The organism is Agarivorans sp. QJM3NY_25 (genome assembly GCF_050870875.2).
GTDB lineage: Bacteria > Pseudomonadota > Gammaproteobacteria > Enterobacterales > Celerinatantimonadaceae > Agarivorans.
On the sequence record NZ_CP194041.2, the window covers coordinates 990,781 to 1,008,785 of the forward strand.

Annotated in this window: 16 protein-coding genes and 1 pseudogene; 11 read left to right on the plus strand and 6 right to left on the minus strand. The window is 46.2% G+C overall.

Annotated elements, in window-relative coordinates:
- Positions 1 to 8 precede the first annotated feature (8 nt).
- Genes ACRRSW_RS04550 through ACRRSW_RS04575 form a run of 6 tightly spaced genes read left to right on the plus strand, consistent with a single transcriptional unit; the run spans position 9 to position 5,312 of the window.
- A complete protein-coding gene (locus ACRRSW_RS04550; RefSeq protein WP_432461008.1) occupies positions 9 to 875 on the plus strand; it encodes a carbohydrate ABC transporter permease in 867 nt (288 codons plus the stop codon).
- Entirely contained in the window at positions 875 to 1,687 is an 813-nt protein-coding gene (locus tag ACRRSW_RS04555; protein ID WP_432461009.1) for a carbohydrate ABC transporter permease, read from the plus strand. The genes ACRRSW_RS04550 and ACRRSW_RS04555 overlap by 1 nt, the downstream gene beginning before the upstream one ends.
- A 10-nt stretch (positions 1,688 to 1,697) precedes the next feature.
- On the plus strand, positions 1,698 to 2,756 hold the full coding sequence (locus ACRRSW_RS04560; RefSeq protein WP_432461010.1) for an ABC transporter ATP-binding protein: 1,059 nt from the start codon (positions 1,698 to 1,700) through the stop codon (positions 2,754 to 2,756).
- Positions 2,746 to 3,507, plus strand: coding sequence for an MBL fold metallo-hydrolase (locus ACRRSW_RS04565; RefSeq protein ID WP_432461011.1), 762 nt, complete (start codon positions 2,746 to 2,748; stop codon positions 3,505 to 3,507). The genes ACRRSW_RS04560 and ACRRSW_RS04565 overlap by 11 nt, the downstream gene beginning before the upstream one ends.
- Positions 3,497 to 4,315, plus strand: coding sequence for an inositol monophosphatase family protein (locus tag ACRRSW_RS04570; RefSeq protein WP_432461012.1), 819 nt, complete (start codon positions 3,497 to 3,499; stop codon positions 4,313 to 4,315). The genes ACRRSW_RS04565 and ACRRSW_RS04570 overlap by 11 nt, the downstream gene beginning before the upstream one ends.
- Positions 4,308 to 5,312 carry a LacI family DNA-binding transcriptional regulator gene (locus tag ACRRSW_RS04575; RefSeq protein WP_432461013.1) on the plus strand — a complete coding sequence of 335 codons (1,005 nt, stop codon included), beginning with the start codon at positions 4,308 to 4,310 and terminating at the stop codon, positions 5,310 to 5,312. Before ACRRSW_RS04570 ends, ACRRSW_RS04575 begins: the two co-directional genes overlap by 8 nt.
- Positions 5,313 to 5,447: 135 nt before the next feature.
- On the opposite strand, the gene ACRRSW_RS04580 is transcribed toward ACRRSW_RS04575, so the two are convergent.
- Positions 5,448 to 5,720: an oxidative damage protection protein gene (locus tag ACRRSW_RS04580; protein WP_432454391.1), complete on the minus strand. Its 273-nt coding sequence runs from the start codon at positions 5,718 to 5,720 to the stop codon at positions 5,448 to 5,450.
- 298 nt (positions 5,721 to 6,018) lie between these two features.
- Between ACRRSW_RS04580 and ACRRSW_RS04585 the strand changes: the two genes are divergently transcribed.
- On the plus strand, positions 6,019 to 7,500 hold the full coding sequence (locus ACRRSW_RS04585; RefSeq protein WP_432461014.1) for a diguanylate cyclase: 1,482 nt from the start codon (positions 6,019 to 6,021) through the stop codon (positions 7,498 to 7,500).
- An 83-nt stretch (positions 7,501 to 7,583) separates the two neighbouring features.
- On the opposite strand, the gene fos is transcribed toward ACRRSW_RS04585, so the two are convergent.
- Positions 7,584 to 7,988: a fosfomycin resistance glutathione transferase gene (gene fos, locus ACRRSW_RS04590; RefSeq protein ID WP_432454389.1), complete on the minus strand. Its 405-nt coding sequence runs from the start codon at positions 7,986 to 7,988 to the stop codon at positions 7,584 to 7,586.
- A 335-nt stretch (positions 7,989 to 8,323) separates the two neighbouring features.
- Between fos and ACRRSW_RS04595 the strand changes: the two are divergent.
- Positions 8,324 to 8,493: pseudogene (locus ACRRSW_RS04595) on the plus strand (ISL3 family transposase); the annotation flags it as partial.
- Between the two features lie 84 nt (positions 8,494 to 8,577).
- Here the strand turns inward: ACRRSW_RS04595 and ACRRSW_RS04600 are convergent.
- Positions 8,578 to 9,381 carry a MetQ/NlpA family ABC transporter substrate-binding protein gene (locus tag ACRRSW_RS04600; protein WP_432454388.1) on the minus strand — a complete coding sequence of 268 codons (804 nt, stop codon included), beginning with the start codon at positions 9,379 to 9,381 and terminating at the stop codon, positions 8,578 to 8,580.
- 1,007 nt (positions 9,382 to 10,388) lie between these two features.
- Here ACRRSW_RS04600 and ltrA point away from each other — a divergent pair.
- A complete protein-coding gene (gene ltrA, locus ACRRSW_RS04605) occupies positions 10,389 to 11,720 on the plus strand; it encodes a group II intron reverse transcriptase/maturase (protein WP_432461015.1) in 1,332 nt (443 codons plus the stop codon).
- Between the two features lie 83 nt (positions 11,721 to 11,803).
- On the opposite strand, the gene ACRRSW_RS04610 is transcribed toward ltrA, so the two are convergent.
- Positions 11,804 to 12,184 carry a hypothetical protein gene (locus ACRRSW_RS04610; protein ID WP_432461016.1) on the minus strand — a complete coding sequence of 127 codons (381 nt, stop codon included), beginning with the start codon at positions 12,182 to 12,184 and terminating at the stop codon, positions 11,804 to 11,806.
- Positions 12,185 to 13,224: 1,040 nt separating this feature from the next.
- On the opposite strand from ACRRSW_RS04610, the gene ACRRSW_RS04615 reads away from it, so the two are divergent.
- Positions 13,225 to 14,325: an ISAs1 family transposase gene (locus ACRRSW_RS04615; RefSeq protein WP_432452595.1), complete on the plus strand. Its 1,101-nt coding sequence runs from the start codon at positions 13,225 to 13,227 to the stop codon at positions 14,323 to 14,325.
- Here the strand turns inward: ACRRSW_RS04615 and ACRRSW_RS04620 are convergent.
- A complete protein-coding gene (locus ACRRSW_RS04620) occupies positions 14,320 to 14,643 on the minus strand; it encodes a DUF7674 family protein (RefSeq protein ID WP_432461017.1) in 324 nt (107 codons plus the stop codon). The genes ACRRSW_RS04615 and ACRRSW_RS04620 overlap by 6 nt on opposite strands.
- 326 nt (positions 14,644 to 14,969) lie before the next feature.
- Between ACRRSW_RS04620 and ACRRSW_RS04625 the strand changes: the two genes are divergently transcribed.
- A complete protein-coding gene (locus tag ACRRSW_RS04625) occupies positions 14,970 to 16,199 on the plus strand; it encodes an ISL3 family transposase (protein ID WP_432459650.1) in 1,230 nt (409 codons plus the stop codon).
- A 502-nt stretch (positions 16,200 to 16,701) separates the two neighbouring features.
- On the opposite strand, the gene ACRRSW_RS04630 is transcribed toward ACRRSW_RS04625, so the two are convergent.
- Positions 16,702 to 17,754 (minus strand): hypothetical protein, encoded by a 1,053-nt coding sequence (locus ACRRSW_RS04630; protein ID WP_432461018.1) that lies wholly within the window; start codon positions 17,752 to 17,754, stop codon positions 16,702 to 16,704.
- Positions 17,755 to 18,005 lie beyond the last annotated feature (251 nt).

The window sequence follows — 18,005 nt, forward strand, 5'->3', positions numbered from 1 at the left end:
TCGGGTGTATGTTATTTGAAAATCGTAAGCAATTAGCTCTGTTGCTATTGCCAGGCTGTATTATTTTGGGCTTGTTAACCATTTATCCGCTGGCTTCGGTGCTGCTGAACGCCTTTGGTCATGCCGATCCGCACAGCGGCAGCTTCCGCTTTGTGGGTTTGGCAAATTTTGCTGAATTATTTGACGACTTTTTCTTTATTGGGGCGATTAAAAATACCTTTGTTTTTACACTGGTGGCCTCGATTTCTCAGGTGCTATTGGGCTTGTTTTTAGCCTTATTATTTCATCGACAGTTTCCGGGCCGCCGCTTTGCTTTACCACTGATTATCTATCCGATGATGTTATCGACTTTAGTTTGCTCATCCATTTGGCGTTCTTGGTATCACTATGATTATGGTTTACTTAACCATTTGCTGGTGATGATTGGGCTTGCGCCTCAAGAGTGGTTGTTCAATCCGGATCTTGCCCTGTACTCAATTGCGCTGGTGGATACCTGGCAATGGACGCCGATGGCATTTTTGATCATTTTGGCGGGCCTACAGTCGATCCCCAAGGATATTGGTGAGGCTGCGCGGGTGGATGGCGCGAAAGGTTGGCGTTCGTTGTTTTACATTACCTTGCCGCTGATCCAAAAACAGCTGATGCTGGCATTTTTGCTGCGCTCCATCGATACCTTCAAATTGTTCGACAAAGTTTATGTGATGACTGGCGGCGGACCGGGCAATGCCACCGAAACCCTGTCGATGTTTGTTTATAAGTATGGTTTTCGTTTCTTTGATTTAGGGATGGCCAGTGCCTCGGCGCTGGTGATGTTGAGCATCTCCTTAGTGATGACTTTGCTTTATGCCCGAAAAGTCATGCAAGGAGGCAAGTGATGAATACAAAGTTTCATGGCGTGCTGGTTTGGTTCATCGTATTGCTGTTTATCATGCCGGTTTTGTGGATGTTTGGCACGGCGTTGAAGCCACCCGGTGAGATCCTGCGCGCCAGTGCCAGCATTTTGCCAAGGCAGCCGAGTTTTGCGGCCTTCGCGGCGCTTTGGCAGGGGGATTTACCGCGTTTGGTGGCCAATACTTTATTGATTTCGGTGTCGGCCACGGTGATATCGCTGGTGGTGGCTTTTGCGGCCGCATATGCACTGGTGCGTTATCGTTTTCCTGCCAGCTTGGATAAGTTGTTTTTGTTCGCGGTTTTGGTGATCAAGATGATGCCGCCGATTGTGGTGGCGATCCCGCTGTATTCTTTGATGAACCAGATAGGCCTGCTAAATAGCAAATTGGGGCTGGTATTGGCTTATCAGGTATATACCTTGCCATTTTGTATTTGGATGTTGCTTGGCTTTGTGCGCGATATTCCCATAGAAATTGAAGAGGCAGGCGCGATGGACGGTGCCCGTTTGCTCAAACGCCTTGCTTATATTGTGTTTCCGCTGTGTGCGCCGGGTCTGGTGGCAACCGCGATATTTGCCATGATTTTAGGTTGGAATGAATTCTTGTTTTCCTTGTTGTTCATTCATACCCCAGACAAGTTCACGCTCCCTTTGTTTATTGCCAATTTTATGACCGAGGACGGCACCGCATGGGGGCCGCTGATGGCTGTGGGAATTGTTTCTTCGTTACCGATGCTGGCCTTAGCCAGCTATATGCAGCGTTATTTATTGCGTGGCTTTTCAATGGGCTTGAAATAGGAGGCACAACATGAAAAAACTAGAGTTACATCAAGTGAATAAGGCCTATGGCGATAACACGGTGCTGCCCAATATCAATCTCACGGTTGATGAGGGCGAGTTTGTGGTATTTGTAGGACCTTCGGGTTGCGGTAAGTCGACTTTACTAAGGATGATCGCTGGTTTGGAGTCAATCACTGACGGGCAAATTAGCCTCAACGGACGAAGTCTGAATGGGGTGCATCCCGCCGATCGCAAAGTCGCCATGGTATTTCAGTCTTACGCTTTGTACCCGCACCTGTCGGTAGCAAAAAACATGGCTTTTCCGCTGAAAATGGCCGGAATGGATAAGGCCAGTATCGCCCTGCGGGTGAGTGACACCGCCGACAAATTGCAGCTGACGTCATTGCTCGATCGCTTACCGGGAGAACTCTCTGGTGGGCAGCGCCAGCGGGTCGCCATTGGCCGAGCCATCGTTCGCGATCCGCAGCTGTTTCTATTTGATGAACCGCTATCCAATTTAGATGCGAAATTGCGGAGTGAAATGCGGATCCATCTTAAACAGCTCCATCAAAGCTTACAGTCGACCATGATTTATGTCACTCATGATCAGGTGGAAGCGATGACGCTGGCGGATAAAATTGTGGTGCTTAATCAGGGGAGAATAGAGCAAGTCGGCTCGCCGGAGACTTTATATCATCAGCCCGCAAATAAGTTTGTTGCGACTTTTATTGGGTCGCCGATGATGAACTTTATCCAACGAGACGATTTTCAAAGGATTAGTCCTCACACCGCGCTGTCTGCTTCGGTGACAAGCTTGGGGCTCCGACCCAATCAGGTGTTGATAGACGCGCTTGCCCCAGACTGTGAAATGCAGATCGAGCTGATCGAGCCCCTAGGGCATTCACGCTTATACCATGGCCAATTGAACGGTCAGCCATTTTTGGTGGAAAGTGATTGTTATTATCGCTTAGCTGACTATTTACCACTTAACTTTGCGAATTCGGTGCTGCATTGCTTCGCGAGTGATGGGCAACGAATTGCAGGCTTGAATGACGCTCAAGCGGTTGGAGCCTTCGATGCCGCATAGTTTTCAATTGGAAGTCTTGGGTATCGGCAATGCCTACGACGGTGAGCGAACCAGTGCTAGCCTATTGCTTGAAGAAAATGATTTTCGACTGTTGCTTGACTGTGGGCCAACAGTACCGGCGGCGATTTTTCATCGAAACATGGATCCTGATGCCATTGATGCGATTTATATTACCCATACTCATCCGGATCACTGTTTAGGCTTGAGCTGCTTATTAAATTGGATGGATGCTAAAAAACGCAAGCGGCCATTGCTGTTGATTGCCCAAGCGGAACAATGGCCAGTGCTGGAGCCATTGTTGGCATTCTCCCATTGGCCAGAACCTTCGCTCGAATTTGTGATTGAACGGCAAAATAGCGAATCGCTGTTGGCGATTGGTCCATGGCAAATTGAAACGTCTGTGACCCGCCACGCGGTTGCCAACCTGAGCTTGCAGCTGCGAACTTCGTGGGGGCATCGTTTGTTTTATTCGGGCGATGGTAGCTTGTCTCACAAGGGGCAGCAGTTGGCTGCGCAGAGTGATTGGGTATTCCTTGAGTGCGAAACACTCAGTCCTCACCCCAGTCATGGGTGTTGGCTGGATATTCAAAAGCTTACTCATAAGCCGGGTAGCCAATGGCGTTTGTATCATATCGACCCCCAATATCGACCTCAGTTGTCGGCCTTGGTGCGTCATATTGCGCACCTAGACCTCGCCGAAGAGGGACAACAGTTGGTGAGCGAAAAATCTGGAGTTATAGATGTTGCCTGAACAATTCGACCATCAATTAAAGGTCGCTTTATCCATCGCCGAACAGGCGGGAGCGATTGCGCTGCAATGGTTTGCCCAACGTGATGCACTAATTATTAGCAGTAAGGGACATCATGATTGGGTTTCACAAGCCGACCAATTGGTGGAACAGCATATTCGAGAAGCCTTGCAGACTGCCTTTCCCGAGCAGCATATACTCGGTGAAGAGAGTGGTGGCGAGTTTTGCTTGCCTTGCTGGGTGGTCGATCCGATTGATGGCACCACTAATTTTTTATATGGTCAGGCTGATTTTGTGGTGAGTATTGCCTTGGTTGATCAGCAAGGGCCGGTGCTTGGGATTATTTATGCGCCGGTGCATCAGCGGATGTTTTATGCTGTGCGAGGGCAGGGGGCTTTTGAGCGTAAAGCGAGCCAGCTGCTGCCTTTGCAGAGTCGGGCGGTAGCTCAGCAGCAGTTGGTGATTGGTTTAAATCTTAATTACCAGGCAGGGATCCCGGAGCGTTATCTGCGGCATAGCCAACAAGTGATCGCGCAGGGGCATCAGGTGCGAGTCAGCGGCTCAGCAGCGTGGACGCTCACTCAAGTCGCTTGTGGTGAGTTAGATGCTTGTTATATGGGACAGGTGAACATTTGGGATGTGATGGCAGCTCAGTTTATTTGTGAGTTAGCAGGGCTTGAAATCGCGCCCTATTTAAGCAAGCAGATGACTGGCCCTGTGTGGGCTTGGCCCAAAGGCTCACCCCTCGCGACTTGGCTAAACCATGAAGACATCATTCATCCAGACCGAGAGCGGCCTGAATATGAATAAAAAAGTAACCGCTGCGGATGTTGCAGCACATGTTGGCGTATCTCGCTCCGCTGTTTCTCGTGCCTTCACGGCGGGGGCCAGTGTTCATCCGAAAAAGCGGGCGAAGATTTTAGCAGCCGCTAAAGAACTTAGTTATCAGCCTAATTTTTTTGCGCGCACCCTCAGTACCCCTGTATCGCGTCAGCGCTCGAACTTGGTGGCGATCCTGATTAGTGATTTTTCGAACCCTTATCAGTCGTATTTGTTTGAACAACTATCAACCGCATTACAGCAAAGTGGTAAGCAACCGATGTTGTTAAATGTGAAGCAGGCTGAAGATATGGATGCGGCGATTCTTCGCCTATCGGGTTATCAGGTTGATGGTGTGATCGCGGTGATGGGCTCGTTACCTGCGACTAGTTTTAACCAGTGTCTTAAGCTGTCACTGCCCTTGGTGACTTTAGGTCGTGCTGACGAGCGGGGCTTGATCCCTTCGGTTCAGACCGACAATTTAACCGCGGGTCGCTTAGCGGCCCAGCATTTTGTGTCGCAGGGTTTAACCGAGCTTGGTTTTGTCGCGGGGCGTGCCGATGGGCAAGCATCGCTCGAGCGTTATCAAGGTTTTAAAGAAGCCTTAACGGAACATGGCATCCCAGCACCGTTATTGCTCGAAGCTGGACGTTATGCTTATGCCGCCGGTTATGCCTTAGCGGCGCGCGAGCTTACATCGTTACGGCAATTAGCGGGCGTTTTTTGTGCCTCAGATGCTTTAGCGATGGGTTTAATGGATTGTTGTCGAGAGCATGCTGACTTGACCATACCTAAACAACTTAAAGTGATCGGCTGTGATGATGTTCCACAAGCCGCATGGCAAGGGTATCAACTGAGTACGGTTGCTCAGCCAGTGGAGCAAATGGTGGCGCAAGTGTTACTGTTATTGCAACGAATGTGGGATGGTGATCAGAGGATTTGCAGTATGAATCGATTGGCGCCGAGTTTAATCATCCGCCAAACTTAAGTTTTATCGCGTTGAGCAAGCACCTACGATGGCTTAAATCTGATAGGCAGAATCAAGGTTGATATCAAGCATGAAGCTATCAGGTTCTCGATTTTTCCTGATAACTTCATGGCTTAGTGCGTTGATGAATTGCGTTTATGCGCTGGGAGGCGTGTAGCCTTCGATATCTACTTCGCCATCTTCAAAGAGGTATTTCACCATTTCTGCTTGTAATAACTCACGATCATCCAGATTCATTAAATTTAACTTTTTCTCGTTGATCAGCATGGTTTGCTTTTTCTGCCACTGGGTCCAGGCTTCTTTGCTGATGTTGTCGAAGACTCGTTTGCCAACTTCACCGGGGATCAATTGAAAATCTAAACCTTCGGCTTGTTTTTTTAAACGTTGGCAAAATACAGTTCTGGCCATAATTATCCCTTATTGTTTGCTACATGGCGGCTTAAGCGGCCCTGAGGCGTTTTTGTGATCGCGTTTGCGCCAAGCTTTGGTGCTTGCTGCATGTTATACCAAAGTTGCCGTCTGGCTGCCATGACTAGTGTGCAGGTGCTGGCGCAAAACCGCTATTGATGATTGAACGATAGTGGCATTTACTTTGAGTCGCTTGCATAGTTTTGACACAAATGACTCAGCTATAGAAAAACCTATACTTTTTAGGGGGGAGTCTCATAATGGCTTTATGATTGAAACGCGGAGATATTTCATCTAGATGGCGATTAAAACGGGCAGCTTAGGTCAGGCTTTGAGTCATAAATCGACCAGCCTGAGTAATGAAATCCTTGCCGCTATTCTTAATAGTGCCGAAGATTTAATTACCGGGCAAGGTTGGCTCGATAAGGTCAATGTTCTCTTGGAAGAGTTGGGAAAGGTGACTTCTGTGAGTCGGGTATGGATATTTCAAACGCTTGACTTACAAGATGATTACATTCTGCAAGATTATGTTTTTGAATGGGCTGCTGCCGAAAAGTATGTGCAAATTAAGCAGTCTCGGTTTAATTATTTTAAATCGATGTTAAAAGAGCCGGAGTATTCAGAGCTAGTTGAAAGCCGCAAACGGGGTGAGTATCAACAGGTGCTTCCTAAATTACTGCCTGAGTCTTGGTTGAAAAGTCACCTCGAAAGTCAGCAAGTCTTATCGATGTTAACCATTCCGATCATTGTTGAAAATCGCTGGTGGGGAACCTTGGGTTTAGATGATTGTGAGCGCGAATACGACTGGTCTCTAAACGAAATCACCTTGCTTAAAACCGCCAGTTATTTTATCTCTAGTGCGGTGGTTCGGGATAATTTTAGAGCCAAGAAACATCAGCTGGATATCTTAAAACAGAATATGGCTTGTAGTAGCTGGGAGTTTGATCGTCGGCGTGGCTATTTATGGTGTAGCTCTGAGGTCTTAAGTAGCAGCTCCGAGGTTGTGCGTAATCAACATTTTACCCCGCGGGAATGGATGAAGCGGATCCACCCCGCTTACCGTAAGCAGTTTCTGAAAGATGCACGCGAGTATTTTAGATCACAAGGGCGTACCTTACGTTGTGATCTAAAGATTATGAAGAATGATGGCAGCTACTGTTGGATAGACATCTCCGCCAATTTATCGACCGATAGCACGCTACATGATAGTTCTATCGCTGGTATTTGTTGGGATATTTCCGAGCGAAAACAGCAAGAACAACAATTACTTTTACAAGCGACGACCGATCCGCTCACCGGGCTGATGAATCGTCGTAAAATGGAGTCGCAGTTGCAGATCTTGATGTACGATAATGCGCAGCGGCAACAAAATTTTTCCTTGGCGGTACTCGATATCGACCACTTTAAGCAAGTGAATGACCGCCATGGGCACAGCGTTGGTGATCAGGTCTTACAACACTTTGCGAAAGTCTGTCATCAATCGCTGCGTAAGCAAGATTATTTTGCGCGGGTCGGTGGAGAAGAGTTTGTCGTGTTACTTCCCAATACTGGTCAGGATGATGCCGATTCTATCTGTCAGCGGATCTGTGAAACGATTCGCAGCACGCCCTTTGCAAACGAGCAGGGAGCGATTCAATACTCGGTGTCTATTGGCTTCACCACCCTCAGCGATGCCAGCCTAAACGCTCAGCAGATGATTGATGCGGCAGATCGCGCGCTTTATCAGGCGAAACAAACCGGACGAGCAAAAGTGGTGAGCAGTCAAGCACTAGAGCTTTAAACGGCTGGACTTGCTTTGGGTGCTCCGTCGATGGAATAGCATCTCAGCGCAGCAGCGCATGGATTGACGGTGCTTGGGCCATCTTAGGTTGAGAGCCAAACTAATCCAGCATAGGGTTTTGATTTGATGGCTTCAAGACGACTGGATAAATTGCCCACATGAATTTCTAATTTGTGCCCATCAGGGTCAAGGATGTAGCGTGATTGGCCTTCACTCTTGTTTACTTTCCATTGTGTTACCGCATGGCATGCTAAGCGTTTACAAAAAGGCTCAAAGTCTGATGAAGAGATATCAAAGGCAAGATGTGTGTAATCATCTTTCGGGCATGGCTTATCCGATGAAAGACAAAACCATAGATCTCCAAGGGAAAGGTAAGCGCCATCATTCCATTTTACATGTCCTTTGAAGCCGAGCACTTCAATATAGAACTTTAGTGATTGTTCTAAATCGCTCACCGCGAGCGTGATATGGTTCAGGCCTAAAAGCATCTGTTACTCCCACAACATAAGCGTCTTCAGTTCGCGCAAGGTATCGCACTGTAGTGCTCAAGTAAAACTGGCCACGGTTTTATAGTTTTTCCAGTACAACTTTTCCGCCTGATCCGGTGGCAACATCTTGTTGTGCTGATGTGGCCTGACTAGGCTGAAATATCCTACGATATAATCCTTTATTGCGTGCTTGGCTTCTAAAAATGCTCGGTAGCCTAGCTCTGGTATCGATTCTGTTTTCAAACTTCTAAATAAATACTCCATCAGTGCAGTATCCTAACCATTTCCGCGGCGACTCATGCTCGGTTTGATTTGGCATCGGTATTTGTAGTTAGGCAAAGCATAGGCTGATAAATGCTCGTATGGAGGCTGGTAATGTATCAATTGGTCTTCTAAGACCGAGAGCTTGCGAAGTTCGAGATACAGAATGCTTGAAGTTAAAGTTTTGGCAAACATCCATTCCAGAAGAGGAGTCTATTTCTATCCACAAATTAAACTTATGTAAACGGAGAAGAGCCGAAAAACGAATCAATTTTGGCGTTGCCGATGAATCTACTGGCAACACCAAATCTAAGCTCAGCGGTTTGCTTTAATTTGCCGCTTCTATGGTGCCTTTGAAGGTGGTGTTTAAGAAGTCCTTTATCTCTTGAGAGTGATAAATCGAGATAATCTTTTGAAATACTTCCTTGTTTTTGTCTTCATCTCGCGCGGCCACAACCATCACGGCTAAAGGCGCGTCTTTTGGCTCCAAGTAAATACCTTGTTTCTTAGGATCTAGTCCTGCAGACATCACGTAGTTCATGGTAATTACCGCAGCATCTACATCGTCAAGTGTGCGTGGCAGTTGAGCGGCATCGACTTCGACAAATCGAATACTTTTTGGATTGCTGATAATATCTTGCAACGAAGCACTGAAGCCAAGGTTTTCTTTTAGCGAAATCAACCCTGCATCTTCGAGTAGTAATAGCCCACGGCCGCCATTGGTTGGATCGTTTGGAATCGCAATTCGAGCATGCTCTGGGATTGCGTCAAGCGTTGTGTACTTGTTAGAGTAAACGCCCATACGCATCAAAATGGAACGACCAATAGAGACTAAGTGACTATTGTGACTGTCGTTAAAGTTATCGAGAAACGGCTGATGTTGATAGCTATTAAGGTCGATGCTTCCATCGCTTAGCGCGGCGTTAGGGGTGATATAGTCTGAGAACTCAACTACTTGAATGTTGATCCCTTGTTTTGCTGCTTGTTTGGCGACCGCTTCAACAACTTGTGCATGTGGGCCAACTGTTGCGCCAATTTTGATAAGCGATTCGTCTTTTTGCCCACATCCTGTTACGCCGAATACGAGTGTTAATGCCAACAGCGATGTTGTGATTTTTTTGTAGCTTTTCATGATAATCCCATTTAAATAACAAAAGACATTCAGATGTCTAGACGCCCATAATATCGATTAACGTGATTTGGTCAATAGCTTTTTAAAAGTGAAGTCAAATTGAGCTTATTACGATGTAAAATGCGTTTGTTTGCTAGGGGTTTACGCGACAAAAAGAGAGCTACTGATATAACTAGAAGAGCTAAACGAGCTTAGCTTGAAGGCTAAGAGTAAAGCTCCTTATGTAACAATCTTAATCATATTGATGCTCCTAAACTTATCCATAAGATAAGGTCTTCTTGCAAACTATGGAGCAAAAACGTGTTTCGCTATAACACGCTTCTGGACATTTCCGAGTTAAAGCCTTAACTCTAAAGCGTCTGTTTCGGATAAAAATTTCTATGGGTTAACGCCCGCAGCTGCGGGCGCCTTGTAGCGACGAAGGAGCGGAAAGGCGCTCCGGCAGACTGCGATTGTGTACGCCCAGCATGGGCATGAACTAATGAGGTGAAAGTCCTCTGTAGGAAGGTCACCGTTTAATAACATTCTGATTATTAAACGCTAACTACTAGCGAATGGCAAGGGCATTGCCGCGAGGGAATGTCTGAAGGAAGCCGGACGCCTTTTTATCTAAAGAGAGGGCGAGCTGATGAACAAGAACATCATATGAGGCGTAGGCTGGAGGCGAGTTGGCACAAGACAACGAAGCCATGTGATCTAACGGCCACCGTAAATGATGCAGCAGTGCAGAGAAAGAGAAAGTGCATGTTCTACTTTTTATAAACAAAGAGTGGGGAGATCTGCTTAACAAGCGATCGTTTAACTCACTAGCTTGGCCGCTAGTTCAACAGGCCTGGCACTTAATTCTCATCAACTTAAGTGAGCAAATACGATGAACAACGATAGCGCTATTTGGGGTAACTCAAACGGTGATTAAGCAGAAGTCAGCAGACGGCATAGTAGCCCAACGCCCATCGTAATGGTTGGGACACGGTGAAGGCCTGAACACTTAGAATAAAGGAGGAGCCTTGTTAAACTTGAACACCCATTCGCCGTCCGGCGTAGATGCGATTCAGCGTAATAACTCGCAGCCAACCTTTAGCCAACATCTATTCGAACATATGCTAACGCGGCAGAATATTCAGCTCGCGTGGCAAGGTGTTCGAGCCAATAAAGGGGCTGCTGGAGTGGATAACATGTCCATTGATGCATTTCCTTCTTGGGCAAAACTACACTGGAAGCAGGTTGCTGCTGCGCTGCGTAATGGCCAGTATCAGCCTAAACCGGTTCGCCGTGTGGAGATTGACAAACCCGATGGCGGTAAACGCCAACTGGGGATCCCAACGGTGCTAGACCGTGTTATTCAACAGGCCATAGCTCAAGTGCTTACGCCCATTTTTGACCCTAGTTTCTCAGCGAACAGCTTTGGATTTAGGCCAAACAAGAATGGGCAGCAAGCGGTGAAGCAAGTTCAAGGCATCATCAAGCAAGGCCGACGTTTTGCGGTTGATGTGGACTTATCTAAATTCTTTGACCGAGTTAACCATGATCTGCTCATGAGTCAGCTGGGAAATCGAGTTCAAGATAAACGGCTACTTACACTGATTGGAAAATACCTGAGAGCGGGTTTTATCCATAACCAGTGCTATCAGGAAAGTCGAGAAGGTGTACCGCAAGGGGGACCATTATCGCCCTTGCTGGCCAATATCATGCTCGATCCATTGGACAAAGAGCTGGAAAAGCGAGGGCACAAGTTTGCTCGTTACGCCGATGATTTTACCATTTTGCTGAGAAGTCAGCGTGCGGGTGAACGAGTGCTTACGAGCATTAGTAGCTTCTTGCAACGGCGCTTAAAACTTGTGGTTAATACAGCCAAAAGTCAGGTGGTTAAAACGGCGAAGAGTAAGTTCTTAGGGTTTACCTTTAAAGCGGGACGGCTGCAAATTCACGCCAAAACGTTACACCGTTTTAAACAACAAATTAGGCGTCTAACAAACCGTAACTGGGGCGTGTCGATGGGCTATCAGCTATTTAAAGTAAGCCAATACTTGCGAGGATGGATAAACTACTTTGGGATCGCGAATTGCTATCAACTGTGCGTAGATCTAGATCACTGGATAAGGCGCAGAGTGCGAATGGCCTACTGGCGACAGTGGCGAAAACCGAGAACCAAAGTAAGAAATCTGATGCGTAGAGGAGTACATGTTCAAGCCGCGGTAGCCTGTGGCATAACCAGTAAAGGCCCATGGAGAAGCTCGAAAACACCGGGGATCCAACAAGCATTATCGAATGCTTATTTAGCATCCCAAGGTCTATTTGCGCTTCGAGATGGATGGATTAAGCTTCACCATTCTAAGTGAAACGCCCTGTGCGGAGCCGCATGCAGGGTGTTGTGGGGGCTGGAGGCTAGATACCTCCGGCTACCCGATTAGCAGTAGATGCGCTACCTTGATTGAAGATACTCATCAACAGCCTTGATCGTTTGATTGGCATTTTTCTCATTAAGTAGTTCATTCAATTGAGACCAATTTTCATTTAGAAATGCACACTGCTGACCTACAGATAAATTTGATTGCCCCCGCCAAGGTGGGGTTTTCCAGTCTTTAAAAAATGATACGCATCTAAGTCGTTCTTTATCGTGCTTTGACCCAATTTCAATATCCAGCAAGCCACGATCATTAACAACGCGAATATAAATTTCTTTACCTACGTATTCTTTTATTGCGCCCATTCCTGAAGCTATTTCATTATCTAACGTCCACTGATATTTCAAAATCAAAGGTTCGACAAACTCAGATATTACGCAATTTAACTTATCGAGCATTCTGACTCCATGGACTGCTAACGCCCTAATAACTGGCGTGTAGGTTGGTATTATTTTTGCGCCTTTTCTTTTGCAAAAATGATGACAACCGCAATACGTCCAGTTGATTAGCTTGTGTACGCCCAGCATGGGCATGAACTAATGAGGTGAAAGTCCTCTGTAGGAAGGTCACCGTTTAATAACACTTTGATTATTAAACGCTAACTACTAGCGAATGGCAAGGGCGTTACCGTGAGGGAATGTCTGAAGGAAGCCGGACGCAAATCTGCGAGCTGATGAACAAAAACATCATATGAGGCGTAGGCTGGAGGCGAGTTGGCACAAGACAACGAAGCCATGTGATCTAACGGCCACCGTAAATGATGCAGCAGTGCAGAGAAAGAGAAAGTGCATGTTCTACTTCTTATAAACAAAGAGTGGGGAGATCTGCTTAACAGGCGATCGTTTAACTCACTAGCTTGGCCGCTAGTTCAACAGGCCCGGCACTTAAGCCTCATCAACTTAAGTGAGCAAACTCGATGAACAACGATAGCGCTAGTTGGGGCAACTCAATTGGTGATTAAGTAGAAGTCAGCAGACGGCATAGTAGCCCAACGCCCATCGTAATGGTTGGGACACGGTGAAGGCCTGAACCTGAAAATCAATGAGGAGCCTGTGCAGCTCATTGTCTCCGTATCCGACCGGACTGAGGAGTCATGGCGCAAAAACAGAAGCCATCATTGGAATGCAAAGGAGCTAATCGGCCGTTGTATTTTAACCGTTTTCAGGAAACGCCCTGTGCGGAGCCGCATGCAGGGTGTTGTGGGGGCTGGAGGTTAGATACCTCCGGCTACCCGATTATGTTTCTTTGTTACGTTCATTAATTTTTTTTGCCATTTTATCCATATATGCCATCATTTCTTGATAACCACGAAACAACTCTTCTGGCATTATTTTTTCAAACTCTTTATCTGACAGGCTATGGTAATACTCCAGGGCGGGATCGCACTTTGTTAACAGATATGATCTAATACCTCTAAACCCTAAGATACATAGTTATTTTGAACATAATTGAACATTTATCAGTCGTCGAGGATACTCGATCTGACATCAATCAAAAGCATGACCTTATTGACGTGATTTTCCTTGTTATCAGTGCTATCGCATCAGGATGTGAAGGCTGGCAAGACATTGAATATTATGGAGAAGAGAAGTTGGGTTGGCTGAGGAAATATAGACCATTTGAACACGGGATCCCACGACGACACACGATAGCACGCATTTTGCGTTCTGTTGTCGCGGAGTCTTTGCTTGAGGCATTAGCTCTGTGGATTAACGAGCAGCGAACGAGTCAAAACAGAGCCATCATCGCATTTGACGGAAAAGTACTGCGTGGCTCGTACCGAAATAACAAGAAAACAGCATTACAATTGGTTACAGCCTATGATACTGAACGAGGTCTCGTTCTGAGTCAGAAACCGACAGCGAACAAGAACGGCGAGATTAGCGTTGTGCGCCAAATGCTTGATGTTATTAACGTAAAAGGCAGTGTTGTCACCGTTGATGCTCTACATTGTCAGCGCGATACACTAGAGAAAATCGCAGAAAAGAAGGCTCATGTTGTCGTTCAAGTAAAAAACAACCAACCAAAGTTGAGAGCGGCTGTTGTTGAGCAGTTTCAAGCCGTCTTTGATGCTGGTAAAGAGAAGGTCGTCACTGAAATTAAAGAAAAACACCATGGTCGTAGCGAAGAGCGATACGTCTTTCAACTAAAGGCCAAGTTGCCCGAAGAGTTAGCAAAGAAATGGCCAACGGTAAGAAGCATCATAGCAGTGGAACGCCACCGCGTGATAAATGGGAAAGGCACTGTAGATACCTCGTATTACATAAGCTCAATGTCACCGAATCACAAATTGTTAGGCCACTATATTCGTCAGCATTGGCGAATTGAAAACAGCCAGCATTACGTATTAGATGTTGTTTTTAAAGAGGATAACTCTCGCATTACTTTAGACGGAGCGGTGGAAAACATAGCTCTATTTAGACGTTTTGTGATGAACATGCTCAAACAATGCGATTGTGGAGCGCCAAGTCACAAAGTGAAGTTGAAGAAAGCGGGATGGAGCGACGATTATCGGGCACGAGTCTTCTTTGGGTTATAAATCCATAAAAGTATGCTCCCGCCCTGGGTAATACTCGAAGTATTCTAGGAATGAAACATTTATTGCATTTAGCAGTTCATTCTTGCTTCGGCAAAATAATGAATTTACCCAATTAAAGCAACTTTTTGCTTCGTCAAGTTTTCTGTCTTTGCAAAGACCTTCAGCTAATCTTTGAAGGTACCCCATATCAATATGCAACAAACCTTCATTGTCTTCGACATCTTCTTTTAATTGTGGGTATCGAATGACTAGTTGTTCATAGAATTCTTCAATTATTTTTTTATCACTTACTGATTCATCCCACTCAGGATAGCTCATGAATTACTCCTAGAAACATAACGCTAAGTAGGTCGCACGTGCGGCCTATCCCGTTCAATGAGCGCGCGGCCTATCACAAAAAACATGACCTTCATCACATTCGCTCATCAATTAGTGATTTGATATTAACCCATTGTCTACCATAGTTTTTTACTCGGCATCAATCAATCGTCGATCCATTTCTTTCATTGATTGCTTTGACAAATGACGCAAACAAAACCAGAAACACTGTGCAAATACGGCTCTTCACCGAATGTAGTGGAAACACTTTCAACAAACATTAATGAGCGAGATAATAAGTAAACGTTCATGAATACCTCGCGACCATGCAAGACACGACGCTTTATCAATCCATTCTTGGATTAACTCATCCTTGGGCTGTTTCATCTGTTGAACTCAATGAGTCAACCCAAACCATCACCGTACGCGTTGACTATGACCGAGCTTCATTAACGGCTTGCCCCTCTTGCGGTAAGGCTGTTCGTCGACACGATACTCGGCGGCGGGTTTGGCGACATTTAGATACCTGTCAGTTTGAAACACGTATTGAGGCTGAAGTCCCTCGAGCTGATTGCCCAGAGCATGGAGTGCAAACACTTCAAGTGCCTTGGGCGACAAGTAACAGTCGCTACACAGAGCTGTTTGAGGCTCGCGTTATAGAGATGCTTAAAGTCAGTTCCTTATACGCGGTGAGTAAAACCTATCGGCTTAGCTGGGGAGCCATCGACCGTATTATGGCACGAGCCGTTCAACGCGGTCTGACAGCCAGAACCACCATCAACTACCAAGACCTGTTGGTCGATGAAACGGCATTTAAGAAAGGCCATGACTATGTCACGGTATTATCCAATCGTGATGGTCAGGTGATATCGGTTGAAGACGGTCGAACAGGCCTGAGCTTATCAGCTTGCTTTAAGGCATTGCCCCCTGAGTCAACAATGGTTACACGTTCCATATCGATGGACATGAGCAGAGCATATATAAACGCAGCATATGACTACTTCGGTGAGCGGGCTAAGCAAATGATAGCCATAGACCATTTTCATATCGCAAAGGCGCTCACTAAAGCGGTGAATGAAGTGAGAAAAAGCGAACTCATGGCGTTGCCCCAGCATTTAAAAAGAGAGTGCCACCAAACACGGTATGGATGGTTAAAACGAAACAGCCACCTACATGGGACATTGAGAGAAAGAGTGAATGCGCTGGCCAAAATGATGCAAAATACTGGCTTGAGCTGGATATTCAAAGAGCAAGCAAGAGCCATTTGGTATGGCGATGCAGCTAACGCCAAAGCGGCTTGGAATGATTGGTTGGCACTCATAAAGGTCAGTCAAATCAGGCCGATGATGACAGCAGCAGAAACCGTGAAAACGCACTTAAAGGGCATCATCAATGCGATGCGTTATAAGGTATCAAATGGCTTAGCGGAAGCGATAAATGGAAACATTCAGCGCCTAAAAATACGTTCGATGGGTTTTAGAAATAAAGAACGCTTTAAGCGAGCTATTTTATTTCACTTTGGAGGGCTTGATATGACTTTCCACCAAGAACGGTGAAGAGCCGCAAATACACAGTTAAAAAGTGCGCAAACCTTGGAAGCTCAACTAATTCAAAATTTTCTCGTTAACAACTAGTAAAGTCGAGATTCAAAACCATTAGTTTTGCTATGGCAAGAGCCTCGTGTGACAGTGGTGTTCCAAGGAGGGGGTAACTCACTTTGGGGCAAAAACGATTTAGCACAAAAAAGGTCGGTTAATCGCTGCTGCTTCTCATTCTTCCTGCTGATTGCTGACTCAGCCATAAGTTTCATGAATCGTTATCACCTTGGGTGAAAGCGGTGAAGAATCAAGCAAAAGCCCCATCATCAACGAGTGCTTAAGGGCTACAAGCATTCACGCAGATTTTCTCTTAAGCTGGGTTGCTGTTATTGCGACTGACCCAATAGGCGTGACTGAATCAATGCATTGCTCAGAGTAATTAGAGGGCGGTTTTTTCCTGTCTATTTTTATGCGGTTTAGGGGATTTGAATTTCGCTTCAGCGTTTAAGTATTGTTTGAGCTAAAAGCGCTTGCCGATACTTAGGCGTAATAAATCTGCGTCGTCTTGGTGGCCTTGATAATCCATCACCCGGCTAAGGCTGAGACCAAAGTAGCCCGAATCAAAAAAATGCCAAGCAGGGAAGTAGTTCACGCCAAAGCTAATTATGCCTTTCAAGTCGTAAGCGCTGCGGTGTTCTATTTTGTCTTGCGCGAGGTAGCCGCCCGCCCCAATTCGCCCTTCGAAATGACTCCCGAGCGGGACTATTTTCCAAAGCTGACTGGTAAAGCCGCGTCGACTGCTGGCCCCGTTGTTACCGCCTTCATTGATATAAGCCAAGGATAAGGCAAGATGATGATTAAAGTGTTTTGCCATATCGATACTGTAACCAATGGTGGTGGTTGGTCCGCCATGGTTAATTTTGGTGTTAACCAGAGATATCGACAAATCGTTGAGCCACGCGGAAGAGGCTGGTCTGCTTTGGTGATTTGCGTTATCTATATCAAAGCCCAAACCAATCAGCAAGGAATTGCTATGCGGGCGATTTGGCACCAAGTAACTATTAAGTTGCAAACGAAGTTGGGCGCTTTGGCTTAAATAGGAAAGTGGATAGATAACGCTAAGGGTGCTCATTGCACCGAGTCGTTTTTCGTTTAGTTCAAGGCCTGAGTGATCAACGGTGGTATTAAAGGACATGTAAGGGCCTGCACCGATCTCGAAGCGGAAGCTATCTGTTGGAACGTAGATGTAGCTGACATGAGTTGAAAAACCATCTCGGTGGTGATTATAGGCGTGGCCTTCGTTGGCATGAACGAAATCGACTCGCCAACTTTGAGCAAAGTGCTGGGCGAAGCGAATATCAAAGGAACGGAAGTGCTGTTTTTTTTGCTCGTCGGTCACGTCATCCTCTAGGTAGGTGATACCACTGCCACCTGCCAGTGAAAAGTAGCTCTCTGTGCTGTGGGCGCTTCGTGTTTTTGCGGTGAGGGGCAATGAGCACAGCATGAGCCACAGGCTTATCATGAGTGGCTTGCTGGTTAACAGTTGAACAATGGCGTGGCTAGATAAAATCATGGATCATTTTTGTTAGTGTTTTAATTTAATTAAAACAGCCGCTTGGCTACTATTAGACTGAAATTCAGCTTAGCTTTAATTTGATGCTTTTGTCACTGAAGAAATTAAAGATGAGTTACTTTTCACTGTGCTCGGCCGATGCGGGTAGTGACGGTTTGGTGCATCATTAGCGGTGATGTTGTGTCGTGCGGTTTTAGTTCTAGAGGGTCAGTTTACGAATGGCGCAGACTGACCCACTTTATGCATCTAAG

Coding starts and splice junctions, on each gene's coding strand:
- ACRRSW_RS04570 (WP_432461012.1), top strand. CDS start 3,497: ATGTTGCCTGAACAATTCGACCATCAATTAAAGGTCGCTTTATCCATC.
- ACRRSW_RS04625 (WP_432459650.1), top strand. CDS start 14,970: ATGCAAGACACGACGCTTTATCAATCCATTCTTGGATTAACTCATCCT.
- ACRRSW_RS04575 (WP_432461013.1), top strand. CDS start 4,308: ATGAATAAAAAAGTAACCGCTGCGGATGTTGCAGCACATGTTGGCGTA.
- ACRRSW_RS04585 (WP_432461014.1), top strand. CDS start 6,019: ATGGCGATTAAAACGGGCAGCTTAGGTCAGGCTTTGAGTCATAAATCG.
- ACRRSW_RS04620 (WP_432461017.1), bottom strand. CDS start 14,643: ATGAGCTATCCTGAGTGGGATGAATCAGTAAGTGATAAAAAAATAATT.
- ACRRSW_RS04600 (WP_432454388.1), bottom strand. CDS start 9,381: ATGAAAAGCTACAAAAAAATCACAACATCGCTGTTGGCATTAACACTC.
- ACRRSW_RS04565 (WP_432461011.1), top strand. CDS start 2,746: ATGCCGCATAGTTTTCAATTGGAAGTCTTGGGTATCGGCAATGCCTAC.
- ACRRSW_RS04560 (WP_432461010.1), top strand. CDS start 1,698: ATGAAAAAACTAGAGTTACATCAAGTGAATAAGGCCTATGGCGATAAC.
- ACRRSW_RS04630 (WP_432461018.1), bottom strand. CDS start 17,754: ATGATTTTATCTAGCCACGCCATTGTTCAACTGTTAACCAGCAAGCCA.
- fos (WP_432454389.1), bottom strand. CDS start 7,988: ATGCTTTTAGGCCTGAACCATATCACGCTCGCGGTGAGCGATTTAGAA.
- ACRRSW_RS04550 (WP_432461008.1), top strand. CDS start 9: ATGTTATTTGAAAATCGTAAGCAATTAGCTCTGTTGCTATTGCCAGGC.
- ACRRSW_RS04580 (WP_432454391.1), bottom strand. CDS start 5,720: ATGGCCAGAACTGTATTTTGCCAACGTTTAAAAAAACAAGCCGAAGGT.
- ACRRSW_RS04555 (WP_432461009.1), top strand. CDS start 875: ATGAATACAAAGTTTCATGGCGTGCTGGTTTGGTTCATCGTATTGCTG.
- ACRRSW_RS04610 (WP_432461016.1), bottom strand. CDS start 12,184: ATGCTCGATAAGTTAAATTGCGTAATATCTGAGTTTGTCGAACCTTTG.